Source organism: Paraburkholderia madseniana (genome assembly GCF_009690905.1).
GTDB classification, from domain to species: Bacteria; Pseudomonadota; Gammaproteobacteria; order Burkholderiales; family Burkholderiaceae; genus Paraburkholderia; species Paraburkholderia madseniana.
This window is the reverse complement of the sequence record NZ_VOSW01000155.1, coordinates 1-16,633: the sequence shown is the minus strand read 5'-3', so window position 1 is coordinate 16,633 and position 16,633 is coordinate 1. Positions and strand designations below refer to the sequence as shown.

The 16,633-nt window shown below is 64.0% G+C and carries 14 protein-coding genes and 1 pseudogene; 8 read left to right on the top strand and 7 right to left on the bottom strand.

Going from position 1 to position 16,633, the window contains the following annotated elements; all coding sequences use genetic code 11:
• Positions 1-37: 37 nt before the first annotated feature.
• Together FSO04_RS42260 and FSO04_RS42255 are read right to left on the bottom strand one after the other, a co-directional pair.
• Positions 38-1,330, bottom strand: a pseudogene (locus FSO04_RS42260) (DEAD/DEAH box helicase); the annotation flags it as partial.
• Between the two features lie 493 nt (positions 1,331-1,823).
• Positions 1,824-2,093 (bottom strand): acyl-CoA-binding protein, encoded by a 270-nt coding sequence (locus FSO04_RS42255; RefSeq protein ID WP_054041059.1) that lies wholly within the window; start codon positions 2,091-2,093, stop codon positions 1,824-1,826.
• A gap of 163 nt (positions 2,094-2,256) precedes the next feature.
• On the opposite strand from FSO04_RS42255, the gene tsaB reads away from it, so the two are divergent.
• The 4 genes from tsaB to FSO04_RS42235 are packed head-to-tail and all read left to right on the top strand — an operon-like array spanning position 2,257 to position 5,603.
• Entirely contained in the window at positions 2,257-3,069 is an 813-nt protein-coding gene (gene tsaB / locus FSO04_RS42250; RefSeq protein WP_154567299.1) for a tRNA (adenosine(37)-N6)-threonylcarbamoyltransferase complex dimerization subunit type 1 TsaB, read from the top strand.
• On the top strand, positions 3,066-3,560 hold the full coding sequence (gene rimI / locus FSO04_RS42245; protein WP_154567298.1) for a ribosomal protein S18-alanine N-acetyltransferase: 495 nt from the start codon (positions 3,066-3,068) through the stop codon (positions 3,558-3,560). The genes tsaB and rimI overlap by 4 nt, the downstream gene beginning before the upstream one ends.
• The gene (locus FSO04_RS42240) at positions 3,547-4,581 is read left to right on the top strand and encodes a uracil-DNA glycosylase (protein WP_154567297.1); all 1,035 of its coding nucleotides are present in this window, start codon (positions 3,547-3,549) and stop codon (positions 4,579-4,581) included. Before rimI ends, FSO04_RS42240 begins: the two co-directional genes overlap by 14 nt.
• The gene (locus tag FSO04_RS42235) at positions 4,578-5,603 is read left to right on the top strand and encodes a DUF1853 family protein (RefSeq protein ID WP_414693524.1); all 1,026 of its coding nucleotides are present in this window, start codon (positions 4,578-4,580) and stop codon (positions 5,601-5,603) included. The genes FSO04_RS42240 and FSO04_RS42235 overlap by 4 nt, the downstream gene beginning before the upstream one ends.
• A gap of 30 nt (positions 5,604-5,633) precedes the next feature.
• Here FSO04_RS42235 and thiD read toward each other — a convergent pair whose 3' ends face one another.
• Complete coding sequence (thiD, locus tag FSO04_RS42230) at positions 5,634-6,440, bottom strand: bifunctional hydroxymethylpyrimidine kinase/phosphomethylpyrimidine kinase (RefSeq protein WP_154567296.1); 807 nt, start codon at positions 6,438-6,440, stop codon at positions 5,634-5,636.
• Positions 6,441-6,498: 58 nt separating this feature from the next.
• A complete protein-coding gene (gene lplT / locus FSO04_RS42225; RefSeq protein ID WP_154567295.1) occupies positions 6,499-7,806 on the bottom strand; it encodes a lysophospholipid transporter LplT in 1,308 nt (435 codons plus the stop codon).
• A 218-nt stretch (positions 7,807-8,024) separates the two neighbouring features.
• On the opposite strand from lplT, the gene alr reads away from it, so the two are divergent.
• The 3 genes from alr (at position 8,025) to FSO04_RS42210 (ending at position 11,075) form a co-directional block, all read left to right on the top strand.
• A complete protein-coding gene (alr, locus tag FSO04_RS42220) occupies positions 8,025-9,095 on the top strand; it encodes an alanine racemase (RefSeq protein ID WP_154567294.1) in 1,071 nt (356 codons plus the stop codon).
• A gap of 181 nt (positions 9,096-9,276) precedes the next feature.
• Positions 9,277-10,653 (top strand): DNA repair protein RadA, encoded by a 1,377-nt coding sequence (gene radA / locus FSO04_RS42215; protein WP_168436013.1) that lies wholly within the window; start codon positions 9,277-9,279, stop codon positions 10,651-10,653.
• Positions 10,654-10,796: 143 nt separating this feature from the next.
• Entirely contained in the window at positions 10,797-11,075 is a 279-nt protein-coding gene (locus tag FSO04_RS42210; RefSeq protein ID WP_154567293.1) for a DUF2866 domain-containing protein, read from the top strand.
• 125 nt (positions 11,076-11,200) lie between these two features.
• Here the strand turns inward: FSO04_RS42210 and FSO04_RS42205 are convergent, their stop codons facing one another.
• Entirely contained in the window at positions 11,201-12,271 is a 1,071-nt protein-coding gene (locus tag FSO04_RS42205; RefSeq protein ID WP_154567300.1) for a CaiB/BaiF CoA transferase family protein, read from the bottom strand.
• Between the two features lie 157 nt (positions 12,272-12,428).
• Positions 12,429-14,363: an ATP-binding cassette domain-containing protein gene (locus tag FSO04_RS42200; protein ID WP_168436012.1), complete on the bottom strand. Its 1,935-nt coding sequence runs from the start codon at positions 14,361-14,363 to the stop codon at positions 12,429-12,431.
• A 135-nt stretch (positions 14,364-14,498) separates the two neighbouring features.
• Between FSO04_RS42200 and FSO04_RS42195 the strand changes: the two genes are divergently transcribed.
• Complete coding sequence (locus FSO04_RS42195) at positions 14,499-14,978, top strand: glutathione peroxidase (protein ID WP_154567292.1); 480 nt, start codon at positions 14,499-14,501, stop codon at positions 14,976-14,978.
• A 119-nt stretch (positions 14,979-15,097) separates the two neighbouring features.
• Here FSO04_RS42195 and cls read toward each other — a convergent pair whose 3' ends face one another.
• Complete coding sequence (cls, locus tag FSO04_RS42190; protein WP_154567291.1) at positions 15,098-16,537, bottom strand: cardiolipin synthase; 1,440 nt, start codon at positions 16,535-16,537, stop codon at positions 15,098-15,100.
• Between the last annotated feature and the right edge of the window lie 96 nt (positions 16,538-16,633).

Genomic DNA, 16,633 nt, shown 5'->3' with positions numbered 1-16,633 from the left:
GTTGTTAATCATCAGGTATTCATCCTTTCCATCGCGCTCTTATTCCCTTTTTTACGCCATTGTGCCTTCTTTTTTTTAGATGTGTATAAGAGACAGCTGCGATACCCGAGCGGCCAGCACGGCCGGTACGGCCGATACGGTGCACGTAGTCTTCAGCGAACTTCGGCAGGTCGTAGTTAAACACGTGCGTGATGCCCGGGATGTCGATACCGCGAGCGGCGACGTCCGTTGCCACCAGCACGCGCACACGGCGCTCGCGCAGAGCCTTGATCGTGCGGTTACGTGCGCCTTGCGGCAGATCGCCGTGCAGGGCAGCCGATTCGAAACCGGCGTCTGCCAGACGGCCAGCCAGTTGGTCAGCGTCCATCTTGGTTGCCGTGAAGACGATAGCCTGGTCGAGGCCCTCGTCGCGCAGCAGATGGTCGAGCAGACGATCCTTGTGATCGCGGTCGTCAACATAGTGGACGGTTTGCGCGATGTTGGTGCGTTGTTCGAGGCGTTGAACGATCTCGATCCGCTCCGGATCCTTCAGCAGGCGGCCGGTCAGCGAGCTGATCTTGCCGTCGAGCGTAGCCGAGAACAGCATGGTTTGACGCGAAGCCGGCGTAGCGGCGACGATCGTTTCGATGTCTTCGATGAAGCCCATGTCCAGCATGCGGTCGGCTTCGTCGAGGACGAGGATCTGCAGTTGCGACAGATCGATACGGCCGCGTTCCAGGTGGTCGATCAAACGGCCCGGCGTAGCAACCAGGATTTCCGGGTTCTTTGCCAGCAGCATCAATTGTTGACCGTAAGCGACGCCGCCCAGAATGCTGACGGTGCGCAGACGCTTGAGGTGCTTGCCGTACGTGGCAGCGGCGGTGGTGACCTGCATCGCGAGTTCGCGGGTCGGCGTCAGAACCAGCATGGTCGGACGGGCAACCGGTTGCGGACGGCGCGTGCGGGCACCGTCAGCCGGACGCGGTTCACGCGGCTGGCTGGCTTGTGCTTTTTGCAGTTGCGAAAAACGTTCGATGGCGGGCAGCATGAACGCGGCGGTCTTGCCCGAACCGGTCGGGCTCGAGACCATCAGATCGCGGCCGGCGATGCCAGCGGGGATCGCGCGTTGCTGAACCGGAGTCGGGTTTTGATAACCAGCGGCGGTCAGGGCGGAGACGACATCCGCGGAGAGACCGAGCGACGCGAACGACGGGCCGGTCGGCGCTGCGGCTTCTGCGGCGACCGCTTCCGGAGCGGCAACAACTGCGGCTTGTGCGGGAGCGTCGGCGAAACCGAGAGCTTGATCGGCGATGGCGTTCAACGGGCTGCTGGGGGTATTGCTCGAAGTCATGAGAATCCTTGGTACACAGGGAATTAAAACGTCGGCGCCAATCGGCATACCCAAGTCGTCGGATTCAGCGAGCAAAGAAGCAGCGAGCAAATCGAAAAACGGGGGCAGCTCGCGACAATGAAGGCGAGCTTTTCGTTAGAAGCTGTATCGGATGCGACATGCCAACACGGCGTGCCGCCAGCCTGGGACATGATCGCCCGTAGGGGGCTAGGCAGGAGGGGACAGGTTCTAAACTGGATTGGAGCTAAACGCTACGAGGCGCTGCGCCGCAAAGGCCGCTAGAGGAAAGCCGGGCAAAGCAGTGAAGCGCAGGCAGCATTGTATAGGGTTTTGTTGCACTGCGCCACTGTTAGGAAGTTTCCTGGCGGAAAACTTTCGTTTGGCTGCCCGAATAGGCTTAAGGAGTCGGCCCGCTGGGCCTACACCTAAGGACTTGGCCGCGGGGCTGCCGCGGCCTGCCGTTCCGGCGACGGATTTAGCCGCAGGGTCAGATTCAGGCGGCGGTGCCGCTCTTGAGGGCTTCGATCAGTTCGACGTATTGCTGCTTTGCGGCGTCCGGCGCGGTGCCTTTGAGCGCGGCCCACGCATCGTACTTGTATTTGCCGACGATATCGGTGAAACCGGGTTTGTCGCCGTGGACGTCGCCGTCGATGGCCTGTTTGTAGAGGGCATAAAGGCGCAGAAGGGTAAGGTTGCCCGGACGCTCGGGCAGTTGCTTGGCATCTTCCTGGGCCTGCACGAATTGCGCGTTGATGTCTGTCATGGTGGTTTTTTGCCCGGCTGGCGGGGTTGGTTCTGGCTGGGCCGATGATCATAGCAACTGCATGCGGCGGCGGGGCCGAGGGCTTATTCCAAACATTCTTGCCCGCCCGGCAGGCACACCCAAAACCGCATCTGCACGCGCCGTGCCGATTACAATACGGTCCATGACTCAAACTGTGCTTCTTGCTCTCGATACCTCGACCGAATTCTGCTCGGTAGCGCTCCTGTCCGCCGTCGGCGGCGCGGCGAGCCAGACAGCGGACCAAGGCAAAGCCGAACCCCGGATCTGGATGCGCCACGAGCAAACCGGCGCAGTCTCCAGCACGCGCCTCTTGCCCGCCATTCGCGAACTTTTCGACGAAGCCGGCCTGAAACTGGCGGACTGCCACGCCATTGCCTTCGGCTCCGGCCCCGGCTCATTCACAGGTCTTCGCACCTCGACCGGCGTTGCTCAGGGCCTCGCATTCGGCCTGAACCTGCCGGTCGTGCCGGTCAGCACGCTGCTGGCCTGCGCGGAAAGCGCACGGCTGCGCGATCCGTCGGCGACCCGCGTGCTCGCCGCGCTCGACGCCCGGATGGACGAAATCTATTGGGCCGACTACGCCTGGGACGCCGCCCTTGGCGAATGGCGCACGCTACAGGCGGCTTCGCTCGACGCGCCGGAGCGGCTCGTGTTGCCCGACGTCCCCTTCACCCTGGCGGGCAATGCTGCTGCGGCCTTCGGCGCGCGGCTGCCCGCTGTCGCGGCTGCGCGAACCGTCGACGGCGAAGCACTGCCGCATGCTGTGCCGCTCGCGCACGCGGCGTTGCGCGCGTTTCGCGCCGGCCGCACCGTGCCCGCGGATCAGGCCGCGCCGGAATACATTCGCGACAAGGTTGCCCAGACTACGGCGGAACGCGTCGCTGAAAAAGCCGCCAAGGCCGAGCAAGCTGCGAGGGTGGCGCATGAAGCGGATCAAGGTGAGGGCCGGCAATGAGCGGGGTGTTGCTGGCGGACCGTTATATGTCGCCGATGACCGAAGCCGATCTGGACGAGGTCGCGGCCATCGAAAAGATTGCCTACGAATTCCCCTGGAGTCGCGGCAATTTCGGCGACTCGCTGCGCAACGGCTATTTCGGCATCTGCATGCGTCACGTAACCGGCTCGCTGATCGGTTATTGCGTGCTGATGCCGGTGGTCGATGAAATGCATCTGCTCAATTTGTGCGTGACGCCCGCCGCGCAAGGCGCCGGCGCCGGGCTCGCGCTGCTGCGTGAGGCGGTGCGCGTTACGCGCGCCGAAAAACTCGACGGGCTGTTGCTCGAAGTGCGGCCCTCGAATCACCGGGCTATCCGGCTTTACGAGCGCTTCGGCTTTGCGTCGATCGGCCGGCGCAAAAACTATTATCCGGCGCGGCATCGCAGCCGGGAGGACGCCATCGTGATGCGTTTCTCGTTTGCCACGGAGGGCGCAGATGGCGCTGCATGAATCGGTACTGGAAGAGTTCGGGCTCGCGCCGCTGTGGGTGCGTCGCGGGATGTCGGCGGCGCAGGAACCCGCAGTCGAAGCCGGTGCCGAGCAGGGCGGTGCTGGGTCGGCGGATCAGATAGCGCGTCGCGACGATTCGCGGATGGCGGGGGGTGAACCATCGTCGTCCACGCTCGCTCAGGATGGCTGGGACGCTGCGCAGCCCGCGATGCGAACCGGCGAAGCTCGACAAGGCGAGCGCCTTGCTCCCCCGGCGGAGGAGCCGCAGCGACGCATGCAGGCGCCGGCCGTAGCGCGGCAGCCATTGCAGCAGGCTCGTACACCCGAGCCGCCGGCGTTCGACGCTCCACCCGACGACGATTTCGCATGGTTCGACGATCAGCCGGCCCACGCTCCCGTTGAAGCGCGCCGCGAGGCGCCCGAGCCCCCATCGATCCAGACGCTCGACTGGGACGCGTTGAGCGAGCAGGTCGCCGCGTGTGAACGCTGCCGTCTGTGCGAGAAACGCACGAACACGGTATTCGGCGTCGGCGATCGCAACGCCGACTGGATGCTGATCGGCGAAGCGCCGGGTGAGAACGAGGATCGCCTGGGCGAACCGTTCGTCGGCCAGGCCGGCAAGCTGCTCGACAATATGCTGCGTGCGCTGACGCTCGCGCGCGACAGCAACGTCTATATCGCCAACGTGATCAAGTGCCGCCCGCCGGGCAACCGCAATCCGGAGCCGGATGAAGTCGCGCGTTGCGAGCCTTATCTGCAACGCCAGGTCGCGCTGGTCAAGCCGAAAGTGATCGTCGCGCTCGGCCGCTTCGCCGCCCAAAGTCTGCTCAGGACCGAAGCGAGCATTTCGTCGCTGCGCGGCCGCGTGCACGAATACGAAGGCGTGCCGGTCATCGTCACCTATCACCCTGCGTACCTGCTGCGCAGCCTGCCCGACAAGGCGAAGGCCTGGGCGGACCTGTGCCTCGCGCGCGACACGTGGCTCGCGGCGGGCGGCGTGCCGTCCAACGCGGCAAAGTGACGGACGCGAACGGACCGGCGGCGCGCTTCGCCGTCGTGCCCGGCACATCCGCGGCGGTCCTCGGGAACCTGCTCGATACATTGCGCGAACCGGCCGTGCGCGATCTCGCGTGGCTGCTGCTGAGCGCCGATTTGTTGCGCGCGCAACCACCGGTAGGTGCGCTTGCCAGTCCTTTCGACACGCAACAGGAAGCTGACGCAACCGTCGACTGGTTACGCGCGCTGGACGCCGATCCGGCCGACCTGCACCGCGATCTCGCCGCGACGCGTATCACGCGTCTTGGCCGCTACGCCGAACGGCTGCTCGGATGGTTCCTGCAACATGGACCAGCGGCGCGGCTGGTCGCGGCCGGCGTGCCGTTGCGACGCTCGGGCGTCACGCTCGGTGAATGCGATTTTCTCGTGCAGACGCAGCAGGGCACGCGTCTGCATTGGGAGCTGGCGGTGAAGTGCTATCTGCATGCGGGCGAAAGCCGTGCGCAGTTGACCACGCAGTCGGTGGCGCGCCTGGCCGACTACGTCGGCCCGAATCTCAAAGACCGCTTCGATCTGAAGCTCGCGCATGTGCTGAATCATCAACTGCCGTTGAGCGCACGGGAAGAGTTCGCATCGGTCGGTCATGCAGGGCCATGGACGCCGCAGATGTTCATCAAAGGCTGGCTGTTCTATCGTGCTGGCGAGACGCCGGTCGATCCAGCCGAGCTCGATCCATCGCATGGACGTGGCTGGTGGGTGACCCGCAGCGAATGGACAGACTTTGCCGCGGCGCATGCGCAAATGTGGCGCGTGCTGCCACGGTTGGAATGGCTCGCGCCGCGGCGGCATAAAGAGAGTGAAGCCCAGGCCGCAGGGTTTGCTTTCGTCGCTCAACAGATGCTTGCTGAACAGACATCACATCAGCATGGACCAACGATGGTCGCGGCGTTCGCCAGCGACGGCGTGGGCACGGTTGCAGAACTTTCGCGCGGCTTCATCGTGCCGGACGATTGGCCAGAACAGGCGCAGATCTACGCGCGGAAGTAGCATAGCCATGCGCGCCCCTGTCTCAACCCCTCACCACCACCGATAAAAATGATGAACCGGCCCGACGCCGCTACCGACGTCCAGCCGGTCGCTCGCCTGCAACGCGCCGGTCAGATAGAGCTTGGCGTCGGCGACCGCGCTCGCCAGATCGGCGCGCTGCGGAATCAGTGCCGCAATCGCCGACGACAACGTGCAGCCCGTCCCATGCGTATTCTTCACCGGCACGCGCGGGCCGCCCAGGCGCAGCGTGCCGCTGTCCTCTACGAGCCAGTCCGGACTGTCCGCCGCGCTCAAATGGCCACCCTTCATCAGCACCGCCCGCGCGCCAAGCGCACGCAATGCTTCGCCTTGTTCGACCATGCCGGCTTCGTCGGTGGCAGCTTGCACGCCTAGCAGGGCCGCGGCTTCCGGCAGATTGGGCGTCAGCAGATCGGCGAGCGGCAGCAACTCGTCACGCACGGCAGCGACCGCATCCGGCAGCAGCAGCGCGTGATTGCTCTTCGAGATCATCACCGTGTCGAGCACGACGTGCTTCGGCTTGTGCCGCCGCAGCGCGTCGGCGACCGCACGCGCGATTCCCGCATTCGCCAGCATGCCGATCTTCACGGCATCGATACGGATGTCGTCGAACACCGCATCGAGTTGCGCGGTAATGAAGGCGGGCTCCGGCGCATGAATCGCCGTGACGCCACGCGTGTTCTGCGCGGTGAGCGCGGTGATCACGCTTGCGCCGTAAGCGCCGAGCGCCGAGAAAGCCTTCAGATCGGCTTGAATGCCGGCGCCGCCGCCGGAATCGGAACCGGCGATCGTCAGCACATTGGGAATCAGTTGAGTCATGGCAAAGCGAGGAAAGGGGGAAGGCGCGGGCACTACTAAGAACAGTGCCCGCCGCGGGTCAGTGCTTGACTTCGCCGATCAGCGCAACCGAGTCGAACGCGCGCTGATTCGCCTGGTGGCGGCGCATCACGAACCACATCATCACGCAGACGAAGGTGCCGAATAGCACGATCACCGCCGTGACCGGCACGTCGAGCCACACCAGCACGGCGTACAGGCACAGCATCACGAGCACTGAGAGATTTTCGTTGAAGTTCTGCACGGCGATCGAGTGCCCCGCCGACAGCAGCACGTGGCCACGATGCTGGAGCAACGCATTCATCGGTACGACGAAAAAGCCCGACAGGCCGCCGACGACCATCAGGAAGATATACGCGACTATCAGATAGCCCGGCACATGCACGCGGCCGAAATACAGGCCCCAATGCGTGGGGAAGAGATCGCGTGTATAGAAGGCCATCAGCATGACAGCGATGCCCATCATGATGCCGACCGGAAGTACCGACAGCGACTTCCTCAACGGCACGCGCGAGGCTGCGTAAATCGCACCGACCGCCACACCCACTGCAACCACCGCCTGTAGAATCGCGGCTTCCGAAAGCGACATGTTCAGCGACACCTCGGCCCACTTCAGCACGATGAATTGCAGCGTCGCGCCGGCGCCCCAAAAAAGCGTGGTGACGGCGAGCGAGATCTGGCCGAGCTTGTCGCGCCACAGCACGAGAAAGCAGTCGGCGAAATCGGTGACCAGCTTGATCGGCCCGCGTTCCTGTTTCGGATAGCGCGCGCCGGTGTCGGGAATGCGCAGATTGAAGAGCGCCGCGATCACGTAGATGGCCATGATCACCAGCATCGCCGCTTCAGCGGGCGTGTTGACCGTGGGGATGTGGTGCCTGAGGATCGGTGCGGCAATGTGCGGGCTGATGAGCGCGCCGCCAAGCACGGTGCCGAGAATGATCGAACCGACCGTGGTGCCTTCGATCCAGCCGTTCGCGGCGACCAGCCGCTCAGGCGGCAGCAGCTCGGTGAGAATGCCGTACTTGGCCGGCGAGTAGGCCGCCGCACCAAAGCCGACGATGCCATAGGCGAGCAACGGATGCGCGCCCACCAGCATCGTGATGCAACCGACTACTTTGATGGTATTGGTGACGAACATCACCTGTCCCTTTGGACGGGAGTCGGCGAAGGCACCCACGAAGGCGGCCAGAACGACGTACGACAGCACAAAGAACAACTTGAGCAGCGGCGTCATCCAGTTCGGGGCGTGAAGATCTTTCAGCAGTGCGATAGCAGCGATCAGAAGCGCATTGTCGGCCAGCGACGAAAAAAACTGCGCGGCCATGATGGTGTAAAAACCTTTTTTCATCTGATGCGATGCTGTCCTCGCTGCGGTCTGTCCGCCCCGGCCGTGTGCAAAGCGTCCGGGCTTATACCGTTCGAAATGGGTTGTGCGCACGGCTTTATATCATGAAAATAGCTGGATTCGGACTAGCAGAATCCTTGATCGCACCGCCCAGCGGGCTGCCGAGCACTGAAAACGCCCTGTAAGCTCCTGATTCGCAAGCGTCTTTACGAAAATTACCCATGCCGCGCCCCCTCTCAGCCACGATTCACACTGCCGCACTCGCCAATAACCTCGCCGTCGCCCGGCGCTACGCACCAAAATCCAAGATCTGGGCCGTGGTTAAGGCAAACGCCTATGGGCACGGCCTCGCGCGTGCTTTTCCCGGCTTGCGCGCAACCGACGGCTTTGGTCTTCTCGACCTCGAAGAAGCGGTGAAGTTGCGTGAATTGGGCTGGGCCGGCCCGATTCTGCTGCTCGAAGGCTTTTTTCGTCCGACCGATATCGACGTGATCGACCGCTACAGCCTGACCACGGCGCTGCACTCGGACGAACAGCTACGCATGCTCGAAATGGCGCGGCTGTCCAAGCCCGTCAATATCCAGCTGAAGATGAACACCGGCATGAACCGCCTCGGTTACACGGTGGAAAAATTCCGCTCCGCGTGGGAGCGCGCGCGGGCCTGCCAGGGCGTCGGCCAGATCACGTTGATGACCCATTTCTCGGACGCGGACGGCGAACGCGGCGTCGCCCATCAGCTCGAAGCGTTCGAGCGCGGCGCGCAAGGCATAGCCGGCGCGCGCAGCCTGTCGAATTCGGCGGCCACGTTGTGGCATCCCGAGGCCCACTTCGACTGGGTCCGCCCGGGCATCATCATGTACGGCGCGTCGCCCTCGGGCGTGACGGCCGCGATCGCCGGCACTGGCCTGCAACCGGCCATGACGCTCGCCTCCGAACTGATCGCCGTGCAGACGCTCGCCGAAGGTCATACGGTCGGTTATGGTTCGGCGTTCAAGGCGCGCGGCGCGATGCGCATCGGTGTGGTGGCCTGCGGTTACGCGGACGGTTATCCGCGGGTCGCGCCGGAAGGCACGCCGGTGATCGTCGACGGCGTGCGTACGCGGATCGTCGGACGGGTGTCGATGGACATGCTGACCGTCGACCTGACGCCGATTCCGACCGCCAACGTCGGCTCGCGCGTCGAGCTGTGGGGCACGTCCCTGCCGATCGACGACGTCGCGCAGGCGTGCGGCACGATCGGCTACGAGCTGATGTGCGCGGTTGCGCCGCGCGTGCCGGTGCGCGCGGAGTAAGGCGCGGCACTGACGTGCGGGGCGCCGTGCTGGCATGCTGGTCGCCGTGCTGGCGGTCTCAATGACGGTGCAAAGACAATCCCAAAGACGGTCGCAGTGAGGTCCCCGGTGAGCTGGAACTGCTCAACGAGGACCCCAGCGAGCGCATCAATCCAAAGAACAGCAACACAGGCAAGGGCGCGTGGCTAAACAGAAGACGTTGTACATCTGCAGTGAATGTGGCGGCCAGTCGCCGAAGTGGGCCGGGCAGTGCCCGTCATGCAATGCGTGGAACACGCTGGTGGAATCGGTCGCGGAGGCGCCGTCCACGCATCGCTTCCAGTCGCTCGCGAAGAGCGCGCCGGTGCGGCGTCTCGCCGATATCGACGCGTCCGACGTGCCGCGCTTTTCGACCGGCGTCAGCGAGTTCGACCGTGTGCTGGGCGGCGGTCTCGTGCCGGGCGGCGTGGTGCTGATCGGCGGCGATCCGGGTATCGGCAAATCGACGCTGCTGCTGCAGTCGCTCGCGGAAATTGCCGCGGACAAACGCGCGCTTTATATCAGCGGCGAAGAATCGGCCGCGCAGATTGCGTTGCGTGCGCAACGACTTTCGTTGCTGGAGCCCGGCTCGAAGGCGAGCGAGCTGCAACTGCTGGCGGAAATCCAGCTCGAGAAAATTCAGGCAACCATCGCCGAGCAGCGGCCGGACGTCGCGGTGATCGACTCGATTCAAACCGTTTATTCCGACGCGCTGACCTCAGCGCCGGGTTCGGTCGCGCAGGTGCGCGAGTGCGCGGCGCAATTGACGCGCATCGCCAAACAGTCGGGCACCACGATCATCATGGTCGGCCACGTGACCAAGGAAGGTGCGCTCGCCGGGCCGCGCGTGCTCGAGCACATCGTCGATACGGTGCTGTACTTCGAGGGCGACACGCATTCGTCGTTCCGGTTGGTGCGGGCGATCAAGAACCGCTTCGGCGCGGTCAACGAGCTCGGCGTGTTCGCGATGACCGAGCGCGGTTTGCGCGGCGTCGCCAATCCGTCGGCATTGTTTTTGTCGCAGCACGAGCAATCCGTGCCGGGGTCGTGCGTGCTGGTGACGCAGGAAGGCACGCGGCCGCTGCTGGTCGAAGTGCAGGCGCTGGTGGATGCGGCCAACGCGCCGAATCCGCGGCGCCTTGCCGTGGGGCTGGAACAGAATCGCCTCGCGATGCTGCTGGCGGTGCTGCACCGGCACGCCGGCATCGCCTGTTTCGACCAGGACGTGTTCCTGAACGCGGTGGGCGGCGTGAAGATCACCGAGCCCGCGGCCGACCTCGCCGTGTTGCTCGCGATTCATTCTTCGATGCGCAACAAGCCGCTGCCCAAGGGGTTGGTCGTATTCGGCGAAGTGGGCCTCGCCGGCGAAATCCGGCCGTCGCCGCGCGGTCAGGATCGTCTTAAGGAAGCGGCCAAACTGGGCTTTTCGGTCGCGGTCATTCCGAAGGCCAATGCACCGAAACAGCCGATTGAAGGCTTACAAGTTGTTGCGGTGGAACGGATCGAACAGGCCATCGATCGGGTCCGCACGCTTGACTAGACGGGGTTCCGGCGCCTGCGGGCGCCTGTCCGTTCGTAATGGCCAGTAAATATCTCCATATTGGCTGTAACCTACCCGACATTCCTTTTTCCTAAGCTGGCGGGGTATTGCATCCCTTCTGATGCCCGAAAAAGGATCGCGCCTTGAAACAGTCATACGAAACCGCGGCCGAGCGGCCCATGCAGGTGCGCGGCTGCCGCGTCTCCGAGCCGATTCGCCAGCCTTGGGGTGGTGCCTGCCGGATTGTCGAGTGGATCGACACGACCGGGCAGATTTCGCGCCGGGTGGTGGCCGAAGATGTTACCGCCGCCGAAGTGCGCGCAACGATCAACCGTCACGTGGAAGGCCGCAAGCATGTCCTGTACGACGACGAAAAAACGCCGCGCCAGGTTTTGCCGCGTCAAACGGCGGTGCGGCGCTGAGGTTTTGCACGGCGGGAGTGTGGCCCGGTTGCCTGGATGGAGAGTTAATCAGTGCGGGCCGCAGATTCCGCACCCAGACTGTCTGGGCAAGTCTTAGCCTGGTCGTCGTTTAGCCTTGGTAGCGCTTAACCGCTCTGGCGATCATCGTCGCCAGCATCGTTTCCGGTCTGGCCTTCGTTCATCGCCGCGTACGCCTCGCGGTTGAACAGCGGGTGCTGCGCGGCTTCCGCCGGCGTCAGCACCGGCGAGACGCAGCAGTCCAGCGATTCCAGCAGCAATACCCATTCCTCCAGCGGCCGCTTGACGATCAGGTCGGCCAGCTCCTGCGTGAGCGCAGCGGCGTCCGGGCCACCGATCGCCTGGCCGAGGCTCCAGTGCCGCGTGGCCCATTCAGGCCGGTCCAGCGCCATGCACAGCGTTTCCCAGAACTTCAGTTCAAGCGCGCCGACCGCGAGCCAGCGATTGTCGAGCGTCCGATACAGGTTGTAGCAGGGTACGCCGCCGTTCAGCAGACCGCCGCTGGCGACCGGCGCGGTGCCCTCATTGGCGAGCGCCACTTGCGCGACGACGTTGTGCGCATAGGTGGCGTGCGTCATCGATACGTCGACGAAGCGGCCTTCGCCGCCACGCGACACATGCCAGAGCGCGGCGAGAATCTGCGTCACCGCGCTCAACGCGCCGCCAAGCAGGTCGGCAATCTGGAAATTCGGCAGAATCGGCGTGCCGTCGCGGCTCGCCAGCTGATCGAGCACGCCCGCGTAGCCGATGTAGTTCAGATCGTGACCGGCATGATCGACAAACGGACCGCTGGCGCCATAACCGCTGATCGCGCAGTACACCAGCCTCGGATTGAGCGCGTGCAGGGTTTCGTAGCCGACGCCGAGGCGCTCCATCACGCCGGGCCGGAAACTTTCGATCAGGACATCCGCTTCGGCCGCCAGCGCGCGCAAGACATTGCGTCCAGCATCCGATTTGAGGTCGAGGCGCGTCTCGCGCTTGCCGCGATTCACCAGCCGGTAAAACGCGCCGGGGCGGCCTGCCACGCGGTCGCCGGACGACTGCATCATCGTGCGGGTGGGGTCGCCTGCGCCGGGCGCTTCGATCTTCAGCACGTCGGCGCCGAGTTCCGCTAGCCGCAAGGCGGCGACCGGACCCGGCAGCAGGCGCGTCAGGTCCAGCACGCGCAGCCCTTGCAGCGGAGCAGGTGCTGCCGCGGATGACGGCGCAACCGATGGCGCGGCTGAAGCAGCAGATGACGACGCAGATGAGGACGCAGATGAGGACGCAGACGAGCTCACGGGTGACAAGGGCTACCTCCGATCGATGCCGGCGCGGACCGCGAACAGCCTGCCGCTAGCCGATTTGTTCGAGTTCCTCATGAGTCTCGAGCCATTCGGCTTCGAGCGTTTCGAGGCGCGCGTTCACATCTGCCTGACGGCGGATCGCCTCCGTCAGTTTGCTCTTCTGCTCGGGCTCGTAACTGGCCGGATCGACGACGAACGCGTCTAGCTTCGCCTTTTCCGCGTTGAGCGCGTCCATTTCCTTTTCGATCTTCGTGATGCGGCTTTGCAGCGGTTTTTTCAGGTGCGCGAGCTTCTGACGCGTTTCCGCTTCGAGACGGCGTTGCTCCTTGCGATTGACGCCGCCGTCTGCGCCATCCGCACCGTTCGATGCCGTGCCCGCCTTGAGCGCCGCGCGCTGGTCGGCGGCATGTTGCAGCAGCCAGTCGCGGTAGTCGTCGAGATCGCCGTCGAACTCCTGCAGACGATGCTTGGCGACCAGCATGAACACGTCGGTGGTGGCGCGCAGCAGATGCCGGTCGTGCGACACCAGAATCAGCGTGCCCTCGAATTGCGCGAGCGCCATGGTCAGCGCGTGACGCGTTTCGAGATCCAGGTGGTTGGTCGGCTCGTCGAGCAACAACAGATTCGGCTTTTGCCAGATGATCAGCGCGAGCGCCAAACGGGCTTTTTCGCCGCCCGAGAAGGGCGCGATTTTCGCGGTCGCCATCTCGCCGGAAAAGTTGAAACTGCCGAGGAAGTCGCGCAATTCCTGTTCGCGCGTATCCGGTGCGAGACGCGCCAGATGCTGTAGCGGCGTGTCGTCCGGACGCAGCGTTTCGAGCTGATGCTGCGCGAAGTAGCCGATGCGCAGGCCTTTGCCTTCGCGCACATGGCCGCCGAGCGCTTCGAGCGTGCCGGCTAGCGTCTTGATCAGCGTCGATTTGCCCTGACCGTTCGCGCCGAGCAGGCCGATGCGCTGACCGTTCTGGATCGACAGCATCACATGGTCGACGATGGGAATTTCGCCATCTTCACCGCGATAGCCGCAGCGCACGTCTTCCATCACCATCATCGGATTCGGTGCGGAATCCGGCGTGCGGAATTCGAACGTGAATGGCGAGGACGCATGCGCCGGCGCGATCATCTCCATCTTTTCGAGCGCCTTCACGCGGCTTTGCGCCTGCCGTGCCTTGGTGGCCTGGGCCTTGAAACGGTTGATGTAGCTCTGCAGATGTTCGACCGTGCGCTGCTGCTTCTCATACGCGCTTTGCTGCAAGGCGATCTGTTGCGCGCGCAGGATTTCGAACTGCGAGTAGTTGCCGCCGTAACGCTTGATCTGCTGATGCTCCAGATGCAGCGTGACGTTGCAGACTGAATCGAGAAATTCGCGGTCGTGCGAGATCACGATCAGCGTGCCCGGATAACGGTGCAGCCAGTCTTCGAGCCAGACGATCGCGTCGAGATCCAGGTGATTGGTCGGTTCGTCGAGCAGCAGCAGGTCGGAGCGGCACATCAGCGCCTGCGCCAGATTCAGCCGCATGCGCCAGCCGCCGGAAAAGCTGCTGACCGGTTCGCGCGTTTGTTCGAGCGTGAAGCCGAGGCCGAGCAGCAATGCCTCGGCGCGGGCGGGCGCGGTGTAGCCGTCGGCGTCGGCGAACGCGGCGTGCGCTTCGCCTTCCGCTGCGCCGTCATGCGCGGCCGAGGCTTCGGCGATGCACGCTTCAATCGCACGCAGGGCAGCGTCGCCGTCGAGCGTGTAGGCGAGGGCGGTCTTGTCCGCGGCGGGTGTTTCCTGCGCCACGTGGGCGATCTGCCAGTTCGGCGGGATCGAGAAATCGCCGCCGTCGGCGTGCAGTTCGCCGAGCAGAACGGCAAACAGCGTCGACTTGCCCGCGCCGTTCGCCCCCACCAGGCCGGCTTTCTCGCCGGGATTGAGGGTGAACGTGGTGTTTTCGAAGAGCGGCTTGGTGCCGCGCGCGAGGCTGAACTGGTTAAAGCGGATCACGAAGAGGCCGACTGAAGAAAAACGCTATTTTAGACTGCCTGGGCTGTCACCGGGCGGAGAGCCAGGATCGGCCATTCGGCCGACTGTACCGGCGCGGCTTTTGGCATAGACTGACGGTTTTTACGGGGAGAGCACATGACATCGATTTATTCGTTTTCCGCACGTACGCTTGGCGGCGAGGAAGTGAGCCTCGAGCGCTATCAGGGCAAGGTCCTGCTGATTGTCAATACGGCGAGCGAATGCGGCTTCACGCCGCAGTACGCAGGTCTGCAGAAGGTTTATGACACTTACGCGGCGCGCGGCCTCGCGGTGCTCGGTTTTCCGTGCAACCAGTTCGGCAAGCAGGAACCGGGTGACGCCACGCAGATCGGCAGTTTCTGCGAAAAGAATTACGGCGTGACCTTTCCGATGTTCAACAAGATCGATGTGAACGGCGCCAATGCGCATCCGCTGTTCCGCTATCTGACGGGCGAGGCGCCGGGCTTGCTGGGGCTCGAAGCGATCAAATGGAACTTCACCAAGTTCCTGATCGGCCGCGACGGCAACGTGGTGAAGCGCTATGCGCCGCTGACCAAGCCCGAGGCGATTGTCGAGGATATCGAAAAGCAGTTGTAGCGCGCGGCGCAGCCGGAGGTTCGGCACGCGCCGAGAGTTCGAATTGGGCACGAGCCGGCGCTCGAACCCGAGCTGATGTCGATGCCGGTGCCAGTCTCAGTGACGCAGCAGCAGGGGCTCTACAGGATCGGCGAGAACAACCGCGCCACGTGCATCAACACGCGCCGCAGCGCGCTCGCGTTGCGGTACTCGGTGCGGTCGATTTCGAGCGATTCCGCGAAGTCTTTGAGCAGCATTGCTTCGACATCTCTCGCGAAGCCGCGGTCCACGGTCAGCACCATGATCTCGAAGTTCAACCGGAACGAGCGGTTGTCGAGATTGGCGCTGCCGATGGCCGCCGCCGCGCTGTCGATCAGCACGACCTTCTGATGCAGGAAGCCCGGCTGGTAGCGGAAGATGCGGATGCCCGCGCGCAGCGAGTCGTACGCATACAGTTTCGAGGCGGCGAACACCACGCGGTGATCGCGCCGGCACGGAATCAGAATGCGCACATCCACGCCGCGTAGCACGGCCAGTCGCAACGCGGCGAATACGGCTTCGTCGGGGATGAGATAAGGCGTGGTGATCCAGATCCGCTCGCGTGCCGCATTGATTGCCTCGACGAAGAAGAGCGAGCAGGTCTCCTGTTTGTCGGCGGGACCGCTCGGTACGACGAGGCAGTGCATACCCTCGTCGGCTGGCTGGAAGGCCGGCATGGCGAACTCGGGCAACTGCTGGGTCGCCCAGTGCCAGTCCTCGGTGAACACGAACTGGATGCTGGCGACAGCCGGGCCGCGCACTTCGATATGCGTATCGCGCCACGGCGACAACGGCGGCTTGCTGCCGAGATATTCGACACCGACGTTGTGTCCGCCGACAAACGCGCGCTCACCGTCTACCGAGACGATCTTGCGGTGATTGCGGAAGTTCAACTGCAAGCGGTTCACGAAGCGGCGATTGGTGGCGAACGGGTGCGTCTCCACGCCGGCCGCGCGCAGCGCCGCCACGTAGCGGTGGGGCAGATCGAAACTGCCGATGCTGTCGTACAGGAAATAGACGCGCACGCCTTGCTGCGCTTTCGCGATCAATGCGTCTTTAAGCAGCTCGCCGAGCGCGTCGTCACGTACGATGAAGAACTGCACGATCACGTAATTGCGCGCGCCTTCGATCGCTTCGAAGATCGCCTCGAAAGTGGCCGCACCGTTTACCAGCGTGCGCACGGAATTGCCCGGCAGGAACGGCATGCCACCCAGGCGCGTAAGCGAATGCACGAGTCTCGTGCCAAGTTCCTTGGTAGGCAGCCCTGCGGAAGAGGCTTGCGTATCCCATATCTGAGGATGCGCGCGCGTGCGCAGCAATTCGTTTTCGATGCGGCGAGCATCCGCGTAACCCTGGAATTTGCTGCGGCCGAGGAACAGGTACGGCACCACCGTCAGATACGGCATGGCGACCAGCGACACGGCCCATGCGATCGCGCCTTGCGATGTGCGGGTGTTCAGAATCGCGTGGCAGGCAGCAATCACGCCGAGAACATGGGCGAGGGCGACCAGCGGGCCGACGTGAAGCAGGTCGAATTCCATAGGCGGGCGAAGGGTTGGCAAGGCGCCGCCGCTGCTGCCTGACGGCGCAGCGTGTGGCTGACCGCGCCCATCTTACCGAACGTGCGTGCGTTGGGG

Bases quoted from the DNA above. Each gene is read 5' to 3' on its own strand.
- cls (WP_154567291.1), bottom strand. From the start codon at position 16,537: ATGGAATTCGACCTGCTTCACGTCGGCCCGCTGGTCGCCCTCGCCCAT.
- FSO04_RS42195 (WP_154567292.1), top strand. From the start codon at position 14,499: ATGACATCGATTTATTCGTTTTCCGCACGTACGCTTGGCGGCGAGGAA.
- rimI (WP_154567298.1), top strand. From the start codon at position 3,066: ATGAGCGGGGTGTTGCTGGCGGACCGTTATATGTCGCCGATGACCGAA.
- thiD (WP_154567296.1), bottom strand. From the start codon at position 6,440: ATGACTCAACTGATTCCCAATGTGCTGACGATCGCCGGTTCCGATTCC.
- FSO04_RS42255 (WP_054041059.1), bottom strand. From the start codon at position 2,093: ATGACAGACATCAACGCGCAATTCGTGCAGGCCCAGGAAGATGCCAAG.
- FSO04_RS42240 (WP_154567297.1), top strand. From the start codon at position 3,547: ATGGCGCTGCATGAATCGGTACTGGAAGAGTTCGGGCTCGCGCCGCTG.
- tsaB (WP_154567299.1), top strand. From the start codon at position 2,257: ATGACTCAAACTGTGCTTCTTGCTCTCGATACCTCGACCGAATTCTGC.
- lplT (WP_154567295.1), bottom strand. From the start codon at position 7,806: ATGAAAAAAGGTTTTTACACCATCATGGCCGCGCAGTTTTTTTCGTCG.
- alr (WP_154567294.1), top strand. From the start codon at position 8,025: ATGCCGCGCCCCCTCTCAGCCACGATTCACACTGCCGCACTCGCCAAT.